Origin of the sequence: Flavobacterium sp. GSB-24 (assembly GCF_027924665.1) — a bacterium.
GTDB lineage: Bacteria > Bacteroidota > Bacteroidia > Flavobacteriales > Flavobacteriaceae > Flavobacterium.
Map to the genome: position 1 here is coordinate 1 of NZ_AP027044.1, position 22,071 is coordinate 22,071.

Here is a 22,071-nt window from a genome sequence, read left to right on the forward strand (position 1 = left end):
TATTTTATTAAATGTTCCGAATTAGAACAAAATATTTGACTTTGTAGAAAAAAAAGTATAACTTTGCATGATAGTATCATATATGATACTATCTACTAAAGATAACTTCGAAACTAAAAAATCGTTCCTCATTACATTTAACGACGCATAAATTTGCAAAAAACTTGCATCTTAATTTTAATTTATATAACTTTGCATGATAGTATCATATATGATACTATCTGCTAAGCATATGAAAAAAGAATCATTTGAAGCTGCAAAAGATCAAATTTTGAATTATTTGTTAGATAATCCTATAGGGGCATTTACTTCAGCAGATCTAATTTCAATTTTTCATAGAAATAGAGATGATTGGAAAATTGCAAATTACAGGACACCAAAACATTTTATTGATTTTCTAGAAAAGAGTAAAATATTAGAATTGATTAAGTTAAAGCACTTAACTAAAGGTTCAATAAAACAAATTTTTATAACGCCAGGCGCAAATAAATCTCAGATTGCGCAAACAATTAAAAAAGATGGTTATTTAAGTTTTTATTCTGCAGCTCAAATTCATCAACTTACATTACAAAATCCTAAATCTGTCTATATCAGCTATGATAAATCCGGATGGCAAGAAAATGACAATGAGCTTTTACAAGAAGATGTAGATAGTGCTTTTTCAAAACCTCAAAGACAATCATCTGAAATTTATAAATCTGAAATCGATGATACCCGTTACTATTTGATTCAAAAAAAGACTGGCTCTTTACATGTGGGAATAATTAATAAAAATGGAGTTAGGTATAGTGATTTAGAACGCACTTTAATAGATATAACAATAAGGCCTGCTTATTCTGGTGGTGTTTTTGAAGTTCTAGAAGCTTTTATTAATTCAAAAAATAAAGTTAATCTAGAAATAGTTCTTCAGTATCTTGATCATTTAGATTATGTTTATCCGTATCATCAATTGATTGGGTTCTATCTCGATAGAGCTGGATACTCCATCGAGGATACGAACCTGTTTTTAGAAAGAAAAACGGATATAAAATTCTATCTTACTTATAATATATCAAATAAGAAATTTGATGAAAAATGGAACTTATATTATCCTAATGGTTTTTAATTAATTTAATTTTTTCCATAACAAAATTAAAAAAGAAGTCAAAACCCTTATTATGATCTACAGGAATTGTTGCTGCAACACTCTCCCAGTTTTGTAATTGTAAATCTTTATGGGATTCCAATAAATCTAAAAATTTTAGAGGAACACGTTTGGCATTAAAAATATTTGATAACATTTGCCTGTTTTCTTCCGATTCAAAATCTATATCAAATTTTCTGCAGATATTCCAAATATCGTAAAAATCTCTTGCTCGACCTTTTACCCTAGCGGTTGGAACAACTTCTTGATATTCTGGCATTGATTGACACAGTGCCCGAATTTTCTCAAAAACAATCATTTCCGGAGTATATACATAAAGTATTGCACCATCCACATCAACTTTCTTTTTAGATTCTGTGTATTCATAGCTACTAATTTCTACTATAAATTTAGTTGAATTATTGTCATAGATTTTATAAGCATATTTCCGCGTTTCGTTCATATTGGCGGGATCAAATTTATCTGCATCGATAATTTTAAATAATAATTGATAGCCCTTCCAAACTTGCACGGCATTCTGTTTAGGTTTTTCTATGAACTCAATATCGAAAACAAGTAATCCGGCTTTCTCAAACTCTGCATTTAATATTGCATATAGATTAGCTTTTAAAGAAAGAAATTCGTTTTCAGTAAAATCTCCGGACATTGAAAAATCAATATCTAACGAAGCTCTGTCAGTCATTTCATAAACCAGTTGTAAAGCGTTACCTCCTTTTAATACTAATCCATACATTAGTTTTTCGTCACTTACTAAAGCACGCAATGTCAACATTTTAATTTTTTCTATCATATTTTATGTTTTAACAAATATATACAAGATAGTGCAGACTGATTTTAATTTATAAATTATGCTTAAATTTAAAAGATGAAAACTGAAAAAAATAGAAAAGAATTTATAGAAAACTTTGGCAAATCCCATAGTAAAATTACAACGAATACTTTTGACAATCATTTAGATATTGTCGAACACATAGATAATTGTTTTTTCAAGTTTATGATTCTTAGTAATAGAATCAGAGATAATGCAAAAGAATCAATAAAAGAACTTTATTTGCTTGCTTACACTACATCAATTGCAAATAATTTTTTGGTTATTAAACAACTTTTTGCAACGGGTTTTCATTTTCAAATGGAGATTATTGAACGTACACAGCTTGAGCAATTAAATAATCTTTTGACAATGATTTATGATGATGAATTCTTTCAATACTTCACCAAAACAGGGCTAAGAAACAATGATGATTTTATACCTCTTACGCCAAAGGAAAAACATTTGACAAAGGCATTAAAGAAAATACAATTCAAAAATCAAAAATTCGATAAATTATTTCGAGAATATTATGATTCAATGCAAGAACCCTATGAAGAGTTTTCAAAATCTGTTCATGGAAATTTAATGCATATTCTACTTCTTACTGATGAAAGTAATAGAGATGATGAGCCGATGTACTTTAATTTAGGTGGAAAAGAGAATTTTATACCTCGATCTATTAACTTTCTTGTGTGCCTGCTTGATTATTCACAGGTTATTTGGTTTTTAATTGAAGAAAAGTATCCAAAAGTAGAAAATGAAGAAAAACTAGGAAATGTTAAGCTTTTAAAATACGTTAGTTTATCAAAAAAATATTCTAATCTATAATCTACAAAGTTATTTTATTTCTTCATGAAGAAAGTGTTTTAAAAGTATTATTAATGAAACTATTAAAAAGAACGGAAAAAAGAACTGTATAATTATTCAGGGTGAGAATAATTTCTTACATTTGATTTGTTCTCTAAAACGTTCCTTTTAAAGAACTTCAAAAATTAAATTTTTTAATAAAATTAGTATGGCACTATCTTACACCTCTGTACAAAAAGCTTATCAAGTTTTTAATACTATTAAAAATGAATTACTAGTAGACTTAATAATTCCATCATGGCCAAAAGATATGGGTGAATGGGAAACTGAAGATCAAAAGAATCCAAAGCAAAATGTTGTTCACGGTTGGGGAAAAAAGTCTGATGATGGTTGGGAAAGTATTTCTTTCTTTATTGAAAATCCATCTGAAGAATTAAAAACACGCTTCGATGAACTTAAAAAGCAAGTTCCTAATTCTGCTTTAAATGAACCGTATCATAGAAATGAAAATCTATGGGTTTTGGGTTGGTTCTAATTATTAATATTTGATAAAAATTTAGCTTAATAGAGATATGGAACATTATTTAGTAGCTATTGCAACAATTATTTTCGGCATAATTGGGATTGTGTCATTTTTAGCAATTACAGAAAGAGATTATTTTGATGATTCCTGGCGTCGATATATAGTTCTTATACTGTCAATGAGTGGCTTTTTGATATTTGGCACTTATTTTATTTACAGCTTTTTTAAAAATTAAAATAACGAAATTTAATGAAAATTGGATATGCTAGAGTTTCAACTCAGGACCAGAATATTACTTCTCAGATTCAGTTACTGGAAGGAGCAGGTTGTGAAAGAATATTTCAGGATCATGCCTCCGGAGTAAATGATAAAAGACCGGGACTTTTAGAAATGCTTTCAATACTTCGGAAAGATGATATAGTAATTATATACAAAACTGATCGTCTTTTTCGTTCTCTGCGTAACATGATCGAGTTAATAGAAAAATTTAATTTATTAGGTGTAAAATTTAAAAGTCTTTCAGAACCTGAATTTGACACTACATCTGCAAATGGTAAATTATTTTTGCAAATTTTTAGTGCATTTGCCGAATTTGAAAGGAGTCTGATTAGTGAAAGAACCAAAGTAGGTTTAGATAGCGCACGTCGAAGAAATCAAACTTTAGGAAGGCCTAAAGGTATTAAGCCAGGAACAAAAATTAAATATGAAACTGCTTTACATTTTTATAAAAACAAAGGCATTCCAATTGAAGCTGCCTGCGAAAATGCAGGTATAAGCAAAACCACTTTTTATAGGGTTGATTCTTTTATAAAAGCCAAAGAAGCTGATAAATCAGATACTAATCAAACCGATATCCATAATCAAATCAAAGAAATTTCATCAAAAAATAAATAACAAATTGTTAAGTGGAAAAAGCAAAAAAATATTTTTATAGTATAGTTGGCTTATCAATTTCATTTGATGGTTTTATTATAACAAAAACGTTGCTATCAAAATTAGTATGTGATAGAATTAGCAGACTTAAAAACAAACCAATTGTCAAATTAAATAACAATCTCTATTTAATAAATAAATAATGAAAAACTATACTTTTTATCTAACTGTCTTTCTTTCGCTTTTTATATCAATTTCCGTTTATTCACAATCAGGAAAAATTGTTAGAATTAAAGATGGAGATACAGTTGTTTTACTGGATTCTGATAATAATCAAATCACCTTACGTTTAGCAGAAGTAGATTGTCCGGAAAGCAGTCAGGATTTTGGTAAAAAGGCTAAAGAATTTACATCCAATCAAGTTGCTTTGAAAATCGTTACTTACAAGATTGTGGATACTGATCAATATGGAAGGAGTATTGCCAAAGTGTATTATGATAATAAGTATCTATCAGCTGAGATAATTAAAAATGGTTTTGGATGGCATTATAAAAAATATTCAAAATCAATTGAATTAAGTAATTTAGAACGCTCGGCTAAAGCAAACAAAATAGGTCTATGGAGCAGTAATAAAAATAAAGCTCCTTGGGAATATAGAAAAGAAATGAGAAACAAATATTAAATTTTTCCCCCTTAGGTTTAAAAATTCGACTTCGGAGAATTTCATTCCTCATTTTCTGAGGCTCTTTTTTTTATTATTATTCTCATTAACTTTGGAAAATTCTCATTATTATGAAAGTTTCTCACTAACTTAAAAATAAACCAAAGGGAATAAAAACAAATATTTTTTTAGTTAATTAATGGAGTATAATACTCTGTAAAAATACATTTATACCGTATCTTTGAATAGAAGAAAAACACAAGCGATGAATGATTTATATTTTGCTTCAGCAAGCCTTTTGAAAAAATTTAGAGATAACAACTCTTGTAGTTTAATACCTGAAAAAAAACTATGTAGAGTTATGGATTTTCAAAATAAAAAAATAATTATAGTATCAAGCAGCTCTTCTAAAGATCAAGTCCACTGGATTACTGCTTATACTGTTGAGCCTGCATCATATTACAAAGAAGAGGTTTACACGTATGATGAACATGTTAAAGGAATTATCGAGGGAACACTCGATAGAGGATATAAAGGAATAGAAATAATATCTAAACATGGTAAGATGGTAATAAGCGGAGAACCATTCACAATAAAACCTAATCAATCAATAGAATCACAACAGCTAGCCTTTTTTTAATTTAAAATATATCACAATGAAAAACATTATAACAAGCGAAACAAAAGTATTTTCATTATTTGGAAAATCTGGAGCAATGGAACAAATAAAACCTATTCCGGAACTGCCTATCGGATGCAAGATTTATTGTTATGGTTATGGTATGTCAGAAAGAGAAGGCGCTATTATTTCTCCTCGAAATCAATTTGGACAATATAAGTGTGTTTACATTTCAGATTTTGAATCAGGTTTTTTTACTCTTGAGGAATATTCAAGACCCCATTCCAAAAAGTTTGGAATTGGAAATTATTTTGATGACAATTTTCTCACTATTGAAGAATCAATTTTAGAGGATTATATTTTAAAGGCTGAGATTGCTGTAAATATTAAAAACGAAATTGAAAAAGAAAAAGAAACTTTTGATAAAAATGAATTAAAAGAGATTCCTAAAAGATTTCCTCACTTAACTGTGAATACTCAGGACGATCAAAACATTACTAAAAAGAATTTAGTAGCTGATTTGAAAAAGAATTTTCCTCTTGTGAAATTTTCAGTAAAAAAGTCTCATTACAGCACTTATTATATTTCCTGGACAGATGGCCCTGCAGAAATAAAAGTAGAAGAAATTGCTTCAAAATTTGAAGGATATACAACAGATGAAACAGGCGATTTCCGCGACCCTAATCCATCAAATTTCAATAAAGTATTCGGAGATTTTAAATATGTTTTTTATTCAAGATCAGCTAGTGAACATGTTTCTAGATGTAAAGAAAATTTACAAGAAATTATTGGAAGTATAAGTAATAGTTATCCAAGCGAAGCAGGCGATATTTTTTATAAAACTTTTAGACACACATCTTTTCCAATTGGAGTAAATGTAAAATGTATTCAAATGAAAAATAATTTCTCCGGAAGCTTTACTGATTCTTTCGAATTTGTATTTGAAAATAATGAAGAATCCACTGCAGAAATTAGTAAAGAATCTAACAATAGTATTTTCTTGGTAGACTATAGTTTAAAAGCAGTTGCTGTTTTTGGCAATACAAAAGAAATTAAAGATCAATTAAAGGAATTAGGAGGTAAGTTTAATAACTATCTAACTTATAATAACATTAAACAAGCAGGCTGGATTTTTTCAAATAAGAAAAAAGAAGAGTTAAAAAACATTTTAAATCTCTAAAAAAAATATTAACCAAAGGGAATAAAAACGATTGTTTTTTTTGACAATTAACGGAGTATAATACTATATTAATTAACATTTCTGCACTATCTTTATGTAGGAAATAAAAGGAAACTGGACTATGAAAAATTTAAAATTTGCGAATTATCAGGAAGAAATATCAATAGTAGAGTATCAACCAAATAATTATTTAAAAGATGTTGATTTAATATTTTTTGATTCAGATTATGAAGAGCTGAGTGTTGAAGAGAAATTATTAATTGTAGTACTTGATAGAGACGGTTATTTATTCTCAGAAATTAAACCTTCACCAGGCTTTTTAATTCTTCTTAAAAGACATAAGATTTATGTTCAAGCTTTTAGTTTTAGTACCATTATATCAAAAACATACGGAGTTTTTCTAAAGTCATTTATAGAAAACAATCCTAATCAGCCGTTAAAGAATTTTTATAGAAGTAATTAAAAATATTAACTAAAATAAAAAGATGTTAAAAATTTTAATATATTTGAAGAAAATTATTTTAATGGAAAAACAAGTAGTAATATTCGAAGTTCTTAAATTTTTAGCTGTGTTGTTATTCTTAGGCAGTTTTTATATTGTTGCCAAGAAAGCAAAACTTATCGTCAATTGTCTATACGAAATCTTAAAAGAGAACAAGATAGAGTTAGAAGACAAATACCGTAAAAAGTTATTAGTAAAAGCTGTTAAAAATCAGTTGTCAATTAAACCTTTTGAAAAGGAAAAATTAGAGAGTTATTTAAACAAAGAAGTATTTGGATCATTGGAGTTCAAATCAAATATTAAACCCAAAGTCATTGTGTAATTAAAAATTAAACGTCATGAATGTAGCTTTAACAATATTATTAGGAATTATAAAATTTGCTTTTAAATTTTTCATGCTTGTAGTAAAACTAATGTTTGCATTCATGATGAACGTTAAATAGTAATTGGTTGGTTTTTTTTATTTTTTTATTTTTTGGTAGTAAACCCTTATTAAGATAATTGATAAGGGTTTTATTTTATTCCGTACGTTTTCCGTACGTTTTTTGTATATTTGATTACTTAATATTTAAATGATAAAACAATGTCAACTACTAAACAATTAAAAACAGTAAATGTAAATGTAACAGCTTTTAGAGATAATCTTAAAGGTTATTTAGAAGTAGCTGAAAAAGAAGTATTAATTATTAATGGAAAAAATGGGAAACGATTTATTGTAACCCCATTAAACGATATTGAAGAGAGCTTTACTAAGACAATTTCAAAGCTTAATTCTAAAATTAATAAAAATGATATAAATAATGGATAATATAAAAAGCAGTTTAATGCCAAAGGTTCAGTATACGACTGAATTAGCAACTAATTTACCTGAATCGGCACAGTTCCCTCAAAGACTTTATTCTTTTTTAGAGAAAGCAAGAAGTGATGAAAATAACCCATTGACAATCCATGCTCTACGAGTTATTTTAGTTTTAATATCTATTGTGAAGAAAGACCAGGTATTTTCTACAACTCAATTAGATTTATTTGATGAAGACTGGTATTCTACCGAGAAATCTACAAATGATCAAGTTCAGTTTTTTTTAAAGCTGAAAGATTTAGTTCCTAAAGGATCTAAAAATTATGATTATGCAAAAGACGGTCTGAAATTTCTTTTAAAATTTGTTACTGAAGAAAAATTAATAATTAAAGGTAAGGAAGTTGAACTGCATAGTTCTGTTATTAGTAATTTAGTTTTCAACGATGGAGATAAAGGCGCTAAATTTTATATGCATCAATATTGGTATAGAATTTTTATAGACATTAGTAAAGGATATAATAGAATTGCTACCAATTCAATCTTTAATATTTCTTCATTACATGCTTATTTGTTTTATCTATTTCTAACCACGCTTAGACGATCTAAACAAGATGCCGGCAGTTGTGAAATGCGCATGGATACTATTAATGAAAAATTCAACACGAATTATAAGTACTGGTCCAAAATAAAAGAAAAGATTTTAGAACCGGTTAAAACAGCATTGGATGCTAATTCTGAATTGTCATTTAATTACAGCTGGCCAGTTGAAGGAAACAAAATTACAATTGTGGCTTATGAAACCGCTAAGATTGCTCCGGAGCTTAAATCTGACATTGATTATAGAATTGACAAAGCTGTTAGATATAAAAAGACTAAGCACTCTTTAAATGATATCCAAGTTGGACAATTAACAGGTATTTACAAGAAATACAGTTATGATACACTAACTGCTGCAATTAATAGAAAAAAAGAATTGCAGACTTTAAAAGGTGATGTGTATCTAAAAAAACTTCAAGAAATTTTATATGGATACATTGAAAATAAGCATAAGAATAAACAATTAGCTTCTGTGTAAAAAAGTATTTATTTAGGGAAGAAAGAAGTATTTAATTTGGGAAATATTTAAATATAAAATATTGTATGTCAAATATATATAACATAAAACATTATCATTTCATTTGAATTTTATCTATTTTTTTTCTACTAAGAATTATTTGCAGTTAAAAAGTATTTATTTCGGGAAGGATTCTGATGATATTTTAAGATTTAGTATTTATTTCGGGAAAAATAGTACCTATTAGGGGAAGAAAGTAGTATTTATTTCGGGAAATTTATACCGGTAAAGCCTTATAAAATAAGAAATGACGTTTTAAAGTTGTATAAAAAATATTTTCTAGAATGTGTTTAGTAGCAAAAATATAGGTGTTTTCGTCTAAAAGTACCTAGTTGGGGAAGAAAAAGTACCTAGTAGGGGAAGGAAAGTACCTAGTAGGGGAAGAAAAAGTACCTAATAGGGGAAATGAGTAGTCTAAAAAAGTATTTATTTCGGGAAAAATAGAGATGTTAAGCCTTATAAATCAAGGCATATGGATTTTTGAGTGTTGTTTTTGTGTCGCTCGCTAAAAACTATATAAAACTTAAAAAAAAAATTAAAAATATTGATAAGGATATAAAAAAATCAAGAAAAATGATTTTTTTAAGACCTTCTATTTGCTTCGCAAAATTGAAATCTAGAATAAACCCAAGGGAAATAAGAATTTTTGCACATTCCCTTAGGTTTCGAATTTTTAAAATTTATAAAAATGCGGTTTTTTAAAAAAGTATTTATTTCGGGAAATTTGAATAAAAACAGATCAGTATTAGTTATGTTGGCTATATCACTAAGTTGTTTTTCCCAAAAAAAAGAAGTTTCTGCAACAGAAAAAATTGAACAATATATTAATTTATCGTCAACGCCCGCAGATCTGAAAAAAATTGAAATATTTGAAGATGAATTTCCGAGCATTTTTAAATATTATCCTAATATCAATCCAATTAATCCAAAAGTTAAACCAGGCCTTTCATCTGGATTTAGTTCTAAACGACTTCATCCATTAGAAGGAGAAATGAAAGCTCATAATGGCGTTGATATCATTGCAAAAGAAAATACACCAGTATATGCTTCAGCTGATGGAATTGTATTAAAAAGTAAATTTTTTAATGGAAAAGCCGGACACTCAGTTGAACTAAAACATAGGTATGGTTTTAAAACACGTTATTTCCACTTAAGTCTCTTTATTGTCAAAGCAGGAGAAAGTGTCTCAAAAGGTCAAATTATTGGTTATTTAGGGAATTCTGGAGCTTCTACAGGATTTCATTTACATTATGAAATTTTAAAAAATGGAAAATACATAAATCCTAAAAAATTTCTGCACATTGGAGAATGAAAACATCGAAATATTATTTAGAAAAGGAGCTGCGCTCCAGGAAGAAATGCGGATCATTTTTAAAAGAAATAATTTAAAAAATACTCAACTTAAATATCTTCCAAAAAAAGAGTTTGATTTATGGATGAATCTACATAATGAAAGCATTATTTTAACCAAAAAAATAAGTAAAATTATCTCCAGTAATAGCTGAATTAATAGAGTATAATACTCAATTTTAATTTACTTTATCGTATATTTGAATTACAAAATTTATAGATGGATATCAAAGAAGAAATCATAGAAAAACCAGTAAAACTTTCATTTATTATTTCTGATGAAAGTAAAAAATATATAACTCAATTGGTTTACACCAAAATTGTACAGGGGCATTTAAAATTTTGTTTAACTGATGCTATTCTTGAAAGTGTGGCTATTCTTCAGAAAAAAAATCCTAATATTCCGGAAAGAAAAAATATTACAAGACGATTTAATAAGAGAGGTGCTAGCAAAACACCTGTTAAAGGCTTAAAAACTTCAATTTTAGTGCCTGTTTTAGTATTTGAATGGATTGAGAATTATATCTGCTTTAGAATTGAAAGAGATATTTTATATACAAGAACTTTGTTTATTAATGATCTCGTTAACCTGCTTAAAAACAAGTATAAAGGGAAACTTTTAATTGTTCCGGAACTTTAATTTTTTTCCTGGTATTTTTTAATTTTTATACAAATAAAAGATTTTTTATAGCAGAAAAAACTATAAAAAATCGATTTGATTTACACTTTATCTATCATTGATGCTGCACATATTAATGAACCTTAGGGAATAAAAACGTTTTTTATTTTTGGTCATTATTGGAGTATAATACTTTAATAAAATACATATTAGCCGTATCTTTGAATAGAACAAAAAAGCAAAGGAAATGGCTCAAAAACAGGAATATATAAATAAATCAAAGTTTGAAAAATTTGAGGAAATAAAAGATATACATATTTCATTTTGTGAAAGAAAAGCATATGCCGAATATTTAAGAGCAATTTGGCTAAATGATATTAAAACTATTTCTTATTTCGAATCATTTGGAGATCATCCGAGAAAGATAATATTAAACTACAGAAAACATAAGCAGAATTTGAAATTTGGTTTTGAAAATATAGTATATGACGAATATGGTTGGATTGAAAGACCAGTTTTCCTAGAGAAAGAAGAAATATTAGTTTACATTCATAAAAATGGTTGGAAAGATTTAAATAATATACAGGTAGCAGTAGGTTTAAATGGAAAATGGACAAATGGTATATGGTGTCAAACTAATACTGGAGGTAATGTAGATGGAATTAGTGTTTGGGGAGGAATCTTTGAAACAAAAGAACAAGCTATTATAAATGCTTGTCAAAGAGTAATCAAATTTCATCAAGAACATGATTGGAGTTCTGCAAATGCTGTAATAAAAGAAGCTGTTGAATTAATAGAAAAAGCAAAAGGAAATAGACCAGTTCAGTTATCTTTTTTTTAAATAAAAAACCTCTCGATTTGAGAGGTTTAAAAAGAGATTATTTTGTTTCGTTCTCCATTTCTTTTTTATAATAAACAAGTTCATCTTTTAGATTAGCAACGTTCATTTTAAAGATTTCTTTGTTTTTTTCTTTTGAAGCCTTTTTAGCAATATGATTAAGCATACTGTATTTTACGCTGTCTTTTTCATAAAGCTCTTGAACTAAAGGAAGAACTTCTTTTTCAAAGTTTTCTTTTTCGATGTTCTTTTTTACAACTGATGATTTAATAGATTTTAAGTTGTCTTTTTCAGAAACCTCTTTTTTACAAGAAATGACACTGATAACTAAAACTAAAGAAAGAAGTAATTTTAAATTTTTCATAGGATAAAGATTTACATTAATTTTTGACAAATATATTAAAAATTTTAACTACTTTTGAAATGTGTTAAAAATATTAACGATAAGAAATATAAAAAAAAACTTATATTTGCGCAAAAATTGGCGAATATAGAAAATAACCCCAAATAAATAATATTAATAAATAAAATTAAGCAAAATGAAAAAAATTGTAAGAATACTAGGTGTGACACTTTCTCTAATTGTATTAGCTTCATGCTCTAAAGATGATGATAACAATCCTGATACTGGAGTAACTGAAGGAAACTTAAAAGGTACTTATGCTTATACAGCTGTGAGTGTTCAGGAAGCAGTTGACCTTAATGGTGATGGTGTTAAAAATAATGATTTAAAGAAAGAAGGTTATAAATCTTGTACTTTAGATAATTTAATTGAAATCACTGAAAAAAATTATTCTTTTATTAATCAAGGTACACAATGTTCAAGTTCTGAAACTAATTTAGTATTCACCTATACATTGGATAAAACTGCTAAGAAAATTACTTTGTTCTTAAATGGAGAAAATTCAGGAGAACTTACAAATATTGAGTTTTTTGACTTTAATGGTTCTAAAACTTACCAATATCAAGTTTACGATGCTGATTTAAAACAAAATGTTGTTTACGGAATGACTGCAGTAAAATAATATAGTTCCACGATCAATTGAATTAGATACCCTTAACGGGTATCTTTTTTTTTGCTAATGTTTTATAATTTAAAATTAATATTATCTAAGCTACATATTTAATAAATAAAAAAGGGATGCTATTTGCACCCCTTTCTTTTTCTATTTATTAATTCTTATTGGAAATCAGATTCACTATTTGTCCATGTTCCAGTATAGGTATTACTATAACCATTACTATCTGTTACAACCAATGTATAAGGTTTTCCATTAAATTCCCAGTATTCGCTTAATTCCCATCCCTGGTGCATAATCTGAATATATCCTGAGAAGTTATGTACAAACTGTGTAATAACAAATGTTCTCATTGTGTTGCTATGATTACTATCAGCTACTGATAATTTAATATTAGCAATTGTTGCACCGGAATTTAATGTCGAAGAGAATGACAACATATAGTCATAATCTCTATCACAAGCTCCACCACCACAATTATAAGAACCTCCTGTTCTCATCGCAGTTCTAATATTTGTAAGAACTGGTTTTTGGTAAGATTCAATAGTTATTGTTACGTTTTTAGTTTGTAAAGTAACCTTGTTTCTCACTGTAACTACAACTGTTACATTACCTTGTGAAGTAGGTACTAAATCTCTAGCAAAATTAGCTACTGAAATTGGATACCATGTAAAAGGAGTAAGATTTGTTGCTCCATTTCTTAATGTACCCGCTCCTTGAGTAATGTTGTAGCTCATTTCATAATCAGTACCTGAAGGAACTACTTCAGATAATTCAAATGAAAGCGGTGCAGGAGTATTTACAGTTGTAATATTAGTTTGAGCTCCACCAGTAAAGATGAAATCTGCATTTTTCACATCAAGCATAATTGTACTTGACTTCATAAGGCCATTACTGTTTTTAACTTCTACTAGTAAATAAACTCTACCAAAAGTAGTTGCTTTAAATACAATTGGTGTTGAGTTAAGAGCAATAGGCTGATAAGAACCTAATGAAACTGCAGTTCCTCCATTTGTCAAAGTTCCATTTCCAACTGTACCAGAATCGAATGAATATTTAACTTCATAAGTAATTGTGTTATCAGGAATTAATTGACTTAAGAAAATTGATAAGTCTTTAGTTTGATTTACAAATAAAGTTCCATCACCGGTAGTTGATAATGTAAAATCATTATTGATGAAAGATACAGATACTACAGATTTTTTACTTGAATTAATTTGATTTACTACAGTAAATTCTAGATCATGTTTACCGGCTTTAGTTCCTTTATAAGAACCAGTTGATGCACCTTCCACAAATGGAATTATTTGACCAGCTGTGTATTCAACTCCATTGTAAGTAAATGTTCCAGTACTGCTAGTAGTGAATGTCATATTATAAGTATCATTCGAACCTCCTGTTTGAGTAAGGTTGAAATTAACTGGAATAGATGTATTTACTACTTGATCATTATTTGCTCTAACTGCATTAAATGAAAATTCAGAAGGATTTACAACAACTGTTATTGTTTCAGTTTTTTCAACTAAAGTAGTTTTATTTCTTACTGTAAATAATACTTTAACTGTACCAACAGTTGTTCCAACAAATGATCTATTGAATGAACCTACGTTTACACTCTGCCATTGATTAGCAGTCATTGTTAATGCACCATTTTTGATTTCTGCATCACCTTGAGCTAATGCATACTTAATTTCGTATTCAGTTCCTGATGGCGCTGTCTCTGTAATATCAAAAGTAATAGGATTTGTTCCATTTACATAAATTGAGCTATATTGAGTTGCACCTGAGAAAGTATAAGAAATAGCTTTTACTTCAAAAGTTAATTGAGAAGTATGAACTAAGCCATTACTGTCTTTTACTTCAACAGTGATGTTTACCTTACCTGCCGCAGTTCCATTAAATACTAATTGTGATGTACCTTTTGAAATGTTCTCATAATTACCGTATGGAACAGCTACACCGCCTTGTGAAATTGTACCATTACCAACAGAACCTGATGCAATAGTATATTTAACCTGGTATCCTATTGAACTATCAGGAGTATTTTGAGATAAGAATACATTGAAGTCTTTAGATTCACTAATATTCAATGAACCATCACCTGATGTAGACAAAGAGAAATCATTATTCACGTAAGTTAATTTTACTTGTGAAGTTTTCGTTTTTCCGTCTTGATTAGTAACAGTAAATGTGATATCATGCGCACCACCAGTAGTTCCAATGTATTTACCATTAGAAGCACCTACACTAAATGGAATAACTTGACCTGCAGTATATGTTACATTGTCATAGACAAATGTTCCTGTACCTGAAGTTGAATAAGTTAAACTATAAGTATCTGTACCACCACCAATCTGATTTACATTAAAATTAATATTAACCGGTGTTTTTGTAATTTCATTGTTACTTGTTCCAGTTGCAGTAAATGTATATTCAGAAGGAGATACAACAACTTGAATTACTTGAGTTTTCTCAACTAAAGTTACTTTGTTTCTTACTGTAAATAATAATTTAATTGTTCCTGCAGTAGTACCAACAAATGTTCTATTAAATGAACCAACGTTAACGCTTTCCCATTGGTTTACAGTCATAGTTCTTGCTCCATTTTTAATTTCTGCATTTCCTTGCTGTAATTCATACTTAATTTCATAGTCAGTACCTGATGGTGCTGTCTCAGTAATATCAAAAGTAAGTGGTGTATTAGCACCTAAATTAATTGTATTAGCTTGTGATGCTCCAGTGAAATTATATGAAATTGCTCTTACATTGAAATTAAGAACAGTAGTATGTGAAATTCCATTACTGTCTTTTACTTCTGCATTGATTGCTACAGCTCCTTCGGCTGTACCATTAAATACCAGTTCAGAAGTTCCTTTTGTAATTGTTTGATATGTACCGTAAGGAACAGCAATTCCTGCTTTAGTTATTGTACCATTACCAACAGAACCAGAAGCAATAGTGTACTTCACTTCATAAGAAATACTATTATCAGTTGTGGCCTGAGACAAGAACAAATTAAATGCTTTGGCAGCATTTATATTTAAAGTACCATCACCTGAACTTGACAAAGTGAAATCATTAATCACATAGTTTAATTTTACTGTTGCAGTTTTAGATTTATTATCCTGATTTGTTACAGTAAATACAATATCATGCGCACCACCAGTAGTACCGATGTACTGACCATTAGAAGATCCTTTTGTTACTGGAATAACTTCTCCTGGAGTGTATGTTGTTCCATTGTAAACAAATGTTCCAGTTCCTGAAGTAGTAAATGTCATTCCATAAGTATCAGCTCCACCACCAACTTGATTTACGTTAAAATTAACGTTAACCGGTGTTTTAGTAATTTGGTTATTTGTTGTACCTGTTGCTGAAAAAGTATAATCTGAAGGAGTAACTACAATTGTAATTAATTGAGTTTTTTCAACTAAAGATGTTTTATTTCTGACAGTAAATAATACTTTAACAGTACCAACATTAGTACCAACAAATGATCTGTTGAAAGAACCAACATTTACAGTTCCCCATTGATTAGCTAATACTAAATTCGCACCATTTTTGATTTGGCCATTACCTTCCGTGAAAGCATATTTCATTTCATAAGCAGTTCCTGAAGTAGCAGTTTCTGAAATATCAAAGTTTAAATTAGTAGAACCAGTTACAAAAATACTGTTATCCTGTGAAGCTCCAGAGAAATCATAAGAGATACCTTTAACGTTAAAGTTAAGTACAGTAGAGTGAGTAATTCCATTACTGTCTTTTACTTCTGCATTGATAATTACTACTCCTTCAGCTGTTCCATTGAATACTAATTCGCTAGTACCTTTTGCAATTGGAAGAAAGTTACCATAAGCAACTGCAGTTCCTGCATTTGTTAGAGTACCATTACCAACAGAACCTGATGCAATAGTATATTTAACTTCGTATGAAATTGTATTATCTGCCGTAGACTGAGATAAAAATAAATTAAATGTTTTTGATGCATTTATATTTAGTGAACCGTCTCCTGAACTTGATAATGTGAAATCATTATTGATGTAATTTAGCTTAACAGTTGCTGTTTTAGTTTTAGCATCCTGATTAGTTACTGTAAACACAATATCATGCGCACCACCAGTAGTTCCAATGTACTGACCATTAGAAGATCCTTTTGTTACTGGAATAACTTCTCCTGGAGTATATGTTGTTCCATTGTAAACAAATGTTCCAGTTCCTGAAGTAGTAAATGTCATTCCATAAGTATCAGCTCCACCACCAACTTGATTTACGTTAAAGTTAACGTTAACCGGTGTTTTAGTTATTTGGTTATTTGTTGTTCCCGTTGCTGAGAAAGTATAATCTGAAGCTGTAACTACGACAGTTATTAATTGAGTTTTCTCCACCAAAGTTGTTTTGTTTCTCACAATAAACAATACTTTAATTGTACCAACATTAGTACCAACAAACGATCTGCTGAATGCGCCAACATTTACACTTTCCCATTGATTAGCTAATACTAGATTTGAACCATTTTTAATCTGGCCATTACCCTCTGTAAAAGCATATTTCATTTCATAATTTGTTCCTGAAGGAGCAGTTTCTGAAATATCGAAATTTAAGTTAGTTGAAGATGTTACAAAAATACTGTTATCTTGAGGAGCTCCAGTAAAATTATAAGAGATTCCTTTTACATTAAAGTTTAAAGCAGTTGTATGTGTTATACCATTACTGTCTTTTACTTCTGCATTTATTATAACAGCTCCCTCTGCAGTACCGTTAAAGACTAATACAGTAGTACCTTTAGCAATCTGCACTCCTGTACCATAAGGAACAGCCACACCGCCTTGGGTAATAGTACCTGTTCCTACAGTACCTGAACCTATAGTATATTTAACTTCATATGAAATTGCATTATCTGTAGTAGACTGAGATAAGAATAAATTAAATGTTTTGGAAGCATTCACATTTACGGAACCGTCTCCTGAACTTGATAATGTGAAATCATTATTGATATAATTTAGCTTAACAGTTGCTGTTTTAGTTTTAGCATCCTGATTAGTTACAGTAAATACAATGTCATGCGCACCACCAGTAGTTCCAATGTACTGACCATTAGAAGATCCTTTTGTTACTGGAATAACTTCTCCTGGAGTGTATACTGTTCCATTATAAACAAAAGTTCCAGTTCCTGAAGTAGTGTATGTCATTCCATAAGTATCAGCTCCACCACCAACTTGATTTACGTTAAAATTAACGTTAACCGGTGTTTTAGTAATTTGGTTATTTGTTGTGCCTGTTGCTGCGAATGTGTAATCAGATGCTGTAACCACAACTGTAACAACTTGAGTTTTCTCAACTAATGAAGTTTTATTTCTAACAGTAAATAACATTTTTACAGTTCCTACAGTAGTTCCAACAAATGATCTGTTGAAAGAACCAATATTTACACTTTCCCATTGGTTAGCCATAACTGGATTTGCTCCATTTTTAATCTGGCCATTACCCTCTGTAAATGCATATTTCATTTCATAAGCAGTTCCTGAAGTGGCAGTTTCTGTAACATCAAAGTTTAGATTAGTACTTGAAGTAACAAAAATACTGTTGTCTTGCGAAGCTCCTGTGAAATCAAATGAAATTCCTCTAACATTAAAATTTAATGTTGCAGAATGTACAATACCATTACTGTCTTTTACATCAACAAGTACTGAAATAGCTCCTACTTCTGTACCGTGGAATGTCAATTGAGTAGTCCCTTTATTGATTTCTTCGTAAGTACCAAGACTTACTGGAGAACCTGCTTTAGTAATATATCCATTTCCGATAGAACCTGAACCTATTGTATATTTAACCTGATAAGTTATATCATTATCACTCGCATTTTGTGATAAAAATACATTGAAGTTTTTCTCTTGGTTAACATTTAAAGAACCATCACCTGAAGTAGATAAAGTAAAATCATTGTTTTTATAAGTAATATTTACTTGTGATGATTTTGTTTTATTGTTTTGATTAGTTACTGTAAAACTTACATTGTGGTTACCACTTGATGTTCCAATATATTTTCCTGAAGATGGCCCACTAATGAATGGTATCATTTGTCCCTGTGTATAAGTAATATTATTGTATACAAATGTTCCTGTTCCTGAAGTATTGAAAACCATTTGGTAAGAATCAGCGCTACCTCCTACTTGGTTTACGTTGAAGTTAACGTTTACAGGCACTTTCGTAAGCTCATTATTACTTGTTGCCGATGCATTAAATGTATATTCAGATGGAATTACGTTTACCTTTATTGTTTGAGTTTTTTGTATAGAAGTTGTTTTGTTTCTAACAGTAAACTCAATTAATGTTTCTCCGTCTTTTGTTCCAACAAATGTTCTGTTGAAAGAACCAACATTCACACTTTCCCATGTATTGGCTAAAATCTCTTTTGTTCCATTTTTGATTAAAGCTTCACCTTTTGTTACAGCATATTTAAACTCATATTCTGTTTCAGATGGAGCTGTCTCTGTAATATCAAAATTGATGTTAGTAGATGCAGTTATAAAAATTTCATTGCTTTGTGAAGCACCTGAGAATGTATAACCAATTTCTACAACGCTAAAAGCTATCGTAGAAGTATGGACTACTCCATTACTGTCTTTTACTTCCACTTTTACATTTACCGGTCCAACTTGTGTTCCTTTAAACTGAAGGTTTGTTACACCAAGTTTAGAATCAGTAAAACTTCCAAATGGTACTTCTACCCCATCTTTTATTATAACCCCTGAACCAGTACCGCCATTTTCTAATAAGAATCTTACCTGATATGTAGCTGTATTATCAGTAACTACTTGTGAAATGAAGTAATTGATAGCTTTAGTTTTACCAAGATTTAAAGTTCCGTCACCAGTAGTTGATAATGCAAAATCAGTATTTACAACAGTATAATTAACTGTTTGAGTGTGTGATACTTCATTGCTGTCTTTAATAGAAAAATCAATCTTGCTATTACCGCTTTGATCTGATACAAAACTATAGTTTTTATTCCCTGGAGTAATTTCACTTCCGTTCACAACAGGAACACCATTTTCTAATAATTGCCCAACACCAGTAATTGTATAATTTAATACATATTTTATCCTTGGATTAATCTGATCTTGTGATAAACTTAGAATTAATGCATCCGGATTATTTTTATAAATTTTAGTATTACTTTGCTGAATGCTAAATTTATAATTCGATGCAACAACTTGTACAGTTTGAGTAATTTCTTCTTTTAGGCCATTACTGTCTGTAACTACATAATGTATTTTATGCTCTCCAACAGAAGTTGGTTTATATACTAATTTAAAAGCAGTAGGAGTAACAACAACTGGAATACCCTGCTGAATTGGTTGATTATCTTTTAAGAATGAACCTAATTGACCAGATTCAATTGAATATGAAACGTTATAAGTTGTTCCGGAATAATCTCCAGTCGGTACAAGAGCATAATTAAATATGTTCTCTTCATTTACAAAAACACTTTGGCTAGGTGTTGGTGTAAAAGTAAATTTATTGTTTAATACTACAACCGTAAGTTCTTTTTTAACTATTTGTCCATTACTGTCTTTAAGTTCAAATGTGAAAACATAATTTCCTGCAATTGTTGGTGTAAATCGGTATGAAAAAGATCCTCTAGAAACATCAATAAAATTTCCTGGTGTAATAACAGTTTCTCCATTTTTAAGCACTCCTTCTCCACCACTAACATAGTAGTTCATTTTATAATCTAAATCTCCGGCACTTTGAGGAGTAATAGTAAAGTTTAATGGTACAGACTGATTTACATAGGTTTGAGTAACGCTAGAAACATTGAATGTAACACCAGTATGTGTGGTATTCATTTCTACCGAAGCCATTCTTTGCTCTCCGTTATTATCTGTAACTACAAAATTTAATTTATGACTACCTAGTGTTTTAGGTAAATAATTAAAATTAAATGTTCCTTTGTCTACTGTAAATGGAGTTCCTGATTTAAGCACAGTTCCATCCGATGCTGTCAATGTACCGTCTCCTTCTATTGGACTATAAACTAATTTATAAGTTAATCCGCTAGTATCGTTTGAGTTTGTTACTAGATTAAAATTAATAACAGCATTTTTGTTTAATAATATAGTTTTCTCTGCAGGAATTGCAGTAAAAGAAAAAGGTACATTTTGTACTGTTATAATTACTGTTGCTTCTTTAATCTGGCCATTACTATCTTTAATTTTAAAAGTAATAGTGGAAACACCTATCCCCGCAGGTTTAAATCTGTATTGATGTGTTCCTACTTCAATTGGTGCAGTAGTTCCCGCTTGTACAGCAACTCCAGCAGGATTTTTAATTACTCCGGCTATTCCTTTAGGGTCATACGAATGCGAAATTTCATATTTAACTCCATTAGTTCTTATTTGTTCTGATAAATCAACTGCTATAACCAATTCTTGGTTAGCATTTACAGAAGTTGTAGCCGCTGTCGCGCTTAAAGTAAAAGGTACGTTGTCTACCATTACTTCAACTTGTCTTGCTATTTCAGCTTTATCATCTGCAACTACAAAAGCTGTAATTGTATGCAAACCTAATGTAGTAGGCATATAATGTAATTGTTTAACACCACTTTTTAATTCATAAGTTTCTCCTGGTGCAATTGGTGTTTCACCATCATATATAATTCCTGTACCATTTGTAACAGTATAACTAAATCTAAAACTATCATTTTCTTTTCTGATAAGTGTAGAAGTCATCGCCCCTTTTGCGTTAATAGTATAGGTGCTTAAATTTGGGGTTAATAAAAATGTAAATGGTGCGTATTTAGATTTATACTCAAATTTTTGAGTTTTTTCAATACCATGATTATCTTTTATAGTAATAATCATTACATGATCACCCACTGTTGTAGGTAGATAATTAAATTCATGTTCTAAAGTTTCTCCAAGATCATGTTTTTCTGAAGGTTTAATTACAGTAGTTGGTGATTTTGTTTCAAGGTGAGATTCTTCTTTTTCAAGAACATAACTTATTTCATATGTAGTTCCAGAAACTACTCTTTTAGGTTTGATAACAATATCAAGAGGGGCTGTTTCATATACAAAACCTTCATGATTTGCGGTTATTTCAAATTCAAAACTGAATTCGTCTTCGATGTCTATATCTTTGGTGCAACCCATTAAAAATATGATTGCAAAAAGGAATAAATAGGTAATACTTTTATAAAATTGTTTCAT

18 protein-coding genes are annotated in these 22,071 nt (G+C 29.4%); 15 read left to right on the forward strand and 3 right to left on the reverse strand.

The window, feature by feature from the left end:
- Window positions 1-232 precede the first annotated feature (232 nt).
- Window positions 233-1,105 carry a hypothetical protein gene (locus tag QMG60_RS22350; RefSeq protein ID WP_281867983.1) on the forward strand — a complete coding sequence of 291 codons (873 nt, stop codon included), beginning with the start codon at window positions 233-235 and terminating at the stop codon, window positions 1,103-1,105.
- Here the strand turns inward: QMG60_RS22350 and QMG60_RS22355 are convergent.
- Complete coding sequence (locus QMG60_RS22355; RefSeq protein WP_281867984.1) at window positions 1,092-1,934, reverse strand: nucleotidyl transferase AbiEii/AbiGii toxin family protein; 843 nt, start codon at window positions 1,932-1,934, stop codon at window positions 1,092-1,094. The two genes, QMG60_RS22350 and QMG60_RS22355, sit on opposite strands and share 14 nt — an antisense overlap.
- Before the next feature lie 75 nt (window positions 1,935-2,009).
- Here QMG60_RS22355 and QMG60_RS22360 point away from each other — a divergent pair, with 75 nt between their 5' ends.
- The 13 genes from QMG60_RS22360 (at window position 2,010) to QMG60_RS22420 (ending at window position 11,843) form a co-directional block, all read left to right on the forward strand.
- A complete protein-coding gene (locus QMG60_RS22360; protein WP_281867985.1) occupies window positions 2,010-2,783 on the forward strand; it encodes a hypothetical protein in 774 nt (257 codons plus the stop codon).
- Window positions 2,784-2,970: 187 nt separating this feature from the next.
- The gene (locus QMG60_RS22365; RefSeq protein ID WP_281867986.1) at window positions 2,971-3,297 is read left to right on the forward strand and encodes a hypothetical protein; all 327 of its coding nucleotides are present in this window, start codon (window positions 2,971-2,973) and stop codon (window positions 3,295-3,297) included.
- A 237-nt stretch (window positions 3,298-3,534) separates the two neighbouring features.
- A complete protein-coding gene (locus tag QMG60_RS22370) occupies window positions 3,535-4,179 on the forward strand; it encodes a recombinase family protein (protein ID WP_281867987.1) in 645 nt (214 codons plus the stop codon).
- 181 nt (window positions 4,180-4,360) lie between these two features.
- A complete protein-coding gene (locus tag QMG60_RS22375) occupies window positions 4,361-4,840 on the forward strand; it encodes a thermonuclease family protein (protein WP_281867988.1) in 480 nt (159 codons plus the stop codon).
- 220 nt (window positions 4,841-5,060) lie between these two features.
- Window positions 5,061-5,459, forward strand: a complete 399-nt coding sequence (locus QMG60_RS22380; protein ID WP_281867989.1) for a hypothetical protein — start codon at window positions 5,061-5,063, stop codon at window positions 5,457-5,459.
- A 16-nt stretch (window positions 5,460-5,475) separates the two neighbouring features.
- The gene (locus tag QMG60_RS22385) at window positions 5,476-6,618 is read left to right on the forward strand and encodes an LPD29 domain-containing protein (protein ID WP_281867990.1); all 1,143 of its coding nucleotides are present in this window, start codon (window positions 5,476-5,478) and stop codon (window positions 6,616-6,618) included.
- 121 nt (window positions 6,619-6,739) lie between these two features.
- Entirely contained in the window at window positions 6,740-7,081 is a 342-nt protein-coding gene (locus QMG60_RS22390) for a hypothetical protein (protein WP_281867991.1), read from the forward strand.
- A gap of 61 nt (window positions 7,082-7,142) precedes the next feature.
- A complete protein-coding gene (locus QMG60_RS22395; RefSeq protein WP_281867992.1) occupies window positions 7,143-7,442 on the forward strand; it encodes a hypothetical protein in 300 nt (99 codons plus the stop codon).
- Between the two features lie 261 nt (window positions 7,443-7,703).
- Window positions 7,704-7,928, forward strand: a complete 225-nt coding sequence (locus QMG60_RS22400) for a hypothetical protein (RefSeq protein ID WP_281867993.1) — start codon at window positions 7,704-7,706, stop codon at window positions 7,926-7,928.
- The gene (locus QMG60_RS22405) at window positions 7,921-8,994 is read left to right on the forward strand and encodes a RepB family plasmid replication initiator protein (RefSeq protein WP_281867994.1); all 1,074 of its coding nucleotides are present in this window, start codon (window positions 7,921-7,923) and stop codon (window positions 8,992-8,994) included. Before QMG60_RS22400 ends, QMG60_RS22405 begins: the two co-directional genes overlap by 8 nt.
- 727 nt (window positions 8,995-9,721) lie before the next feature.
- On the forward strand, window positions 9,722-10,345 hold the full coding sequence (locus tag QMG60_RS22410) for a M23 family metallopeptidase (RefSeq protein ID WP_281867995.1): 624 nt from the start codon (window positions 9,722-9,724) through the stop codon (window positions 10,343-10,345).
- Between the two features lie 258 nt (window positions 10,346-10,603).
- Window positions 10,604-11,023 carry a hypothetical protein gene (locus tag QMG60_RS22415; protein ID WP_281867996.1) on the forward strand — a complete coding sequence of 140 codons (420 nt, stop codon included), beginning with the start codon at window positions 10,604-10,606 and terminating at the stop codon, window positions 11,021-11,023.
- Window positions 11,024-11,249: 226 nt separating this feature from the next.
- Entirely contained in the window at window positions 11,250-11,843 is a 594-nt protein-coding gene (locus tag QMG60_RS22420) for a hypothetical protein (RefSeq protein ID WP_281867997.1), read from the forward strand.
- A 37-nt stretch (window positions 11,844-11,880) separates the two neighbouring features.
- On the opposite strand, the gene QMG60_RS22425 is transcribed toward QMG60_RS22420, so the two are convergent.
- Window positions 11,881-12,204 (reverse strand): hypothetical protein, encoded by a 324-nt coding sequence (locus QMG60_RS22425; RefSeq protein ID WP_281867998.1) that lies wholly within the window; start codon window positions 12,202-12,204, stop codon window positions 11,881-11,883.
- 175 nt (window positions 12,205-12,379) lie between these two features.
- On the opposite strand from QMG60_RS22425, the gene QMG60_RS22430 reads away from it, so the two are divergent.
- The gene (locus QMG60_RS22430; RefSeq protein WP_281867999.1) at window positions 12,380-12,865 is read left to right on the forward strand and encodes a hypothetical protein; all 486 of its coding nucleotides are present in this window, start codon (window positions 12,380-12,382) and stop codon (window positions 12,863-12,865) included.
- Window positions 12,866-13,020: 155 nt separating this feature from the next.
- Here QMG60_RS22430 and QMG60_RS22435 read toward each other — a convergent pair whose 3' ends face one another.
- Complete coding sequence (locus tag QMG60_RS22435) at window positions 13,021-22,071, reverse strand: TraQ conjugal transfer family protein (protein WP_281868000.1); 9,051 nt, start codon at window positions 22,069-22,071, stop codon at window positions 13,021-13,023.

Excerpts from the sequence above, each read along its gene's own strand:
- QMG60_RS22350 (WP_281867983.1), top strand. The coding sequence starts at position 233 with ATGAAAAAAGAATCATTTGAAGCTGCAAAAGATCAAATTTTGAATTAT.
- QMG60_RS22355 (WP_281867984.1), bottom strand. The coding sequence starts at position 1,934 with ATGATAGAAAAAATTAAAATGTTGACATTGCGTGCTTTAGTAAGTGAC.
- QMG60_RS22360 (WP_281867985.1), top strand. The coding sequence starts at position 2,010 with ATGAAAACTGAAAAAAATAGAAAAGAATTTATAGAAAACTTTGGCAAA.
- QMG60_RS22365 (WP_281867986.1), top strand. The coding sequence starts at position 2,971 with ATGGCACTATCTTACACCTCTGTACAAAAAGCTTATCAAGTTTTTAAT.
- QMG60_RS22370 (WP_281867987.1), top strand. The coding sequence starts at position 3,535 with ATGAAAATTGGATATGCTAGAGTTTCAACTCAGGACCAGAATATTACT.
- QMG60_RS22375 (WP_281867988.1), top strand. The coding sequence starts at position 4,361 with ATGAAAAACTATACTTTTTATCTAACTGTCTTTCTTTCGCTTTTTATA.
- QMG60_RS22385 (WP_281867990.1), top strand. The coding sequence starts at position 5,476 with ATGAAAAACATTATAACAAGCGAAACAAAAGTATTTTCATTATTTGGA.
- QMG60_RS22390 (WP_281867991.1), top strand. The coding sequence starts at position 6,740 with ATGAAAAATTTAAAATTTGCGAATTATCAGGAAGAAATATCAATAGTA.
- QMG60_RS22395 (WP_281867992.1), top strand. The coding sequence starts at position 7,143 with ATGGAAAAACAAGTAGTAATATTCGAAGTTCTTAAATTTTTAGCTGTG.
- QMG60_RS22400 (WP_281867993.1), top strand. The coding sequence starts at position 7,704 with ATGTCAACTACTAAACAATTAAAAACAGTAAATGTAAATGTAACAGCT.
- QMG60_RS22405 (WP_281867994.1), top strand. The coding sequence starts at position 7,921 with ATGGATAATATAAAAAGCAGTTTAATGCCAAAGGTTCAGTATACGACT.
- QMG60_RS22410 (WP_281867995.1), top strand. The coding sequence starts at position 9,722 with ATGCGGTTTTTTAAAAAAGTATTTATTTCGGGAAATTTGAATAAAAAC.
- QMG60_RS22415 (WP_281867996.1), top strand. The coding sequence starts at position 10,604 with ATGGATATCAAAGAAGAAATCATAGAAAAACCAGTAAAACTTTCATTT.
- QMG60_RS22420 (WP_281867997.1), top strand. The coding sequence starts at position 11,250 with ATGGCTCAAAAACAGGAATATATAAATAAATCAAAGTTTGAAAAATTT.
- QMG60_RS22425 (WP_281867998.1), bottom strand. The coding sequence starts at position 12,204 with ATGAAAAATTTAAAATTACTTCTTTCTTTAGTTTTAGTTATCAGTGTC.
- QMG60_RS22430 (WP_281867999.1), top strand. The coding sequence starts at position 12,380 with ATGAAAAAAATTGTAAGAATACTAGGTGTGACACTTTCTCTAATTGTA.
- QMG60_RS22435 (WP_281868000.1), bottom strand. The coding sequence starts at position 22,071 with ATGAAACAATTTTATAAAAGTATTACCTATTTATTCCTTTTTGCAATC.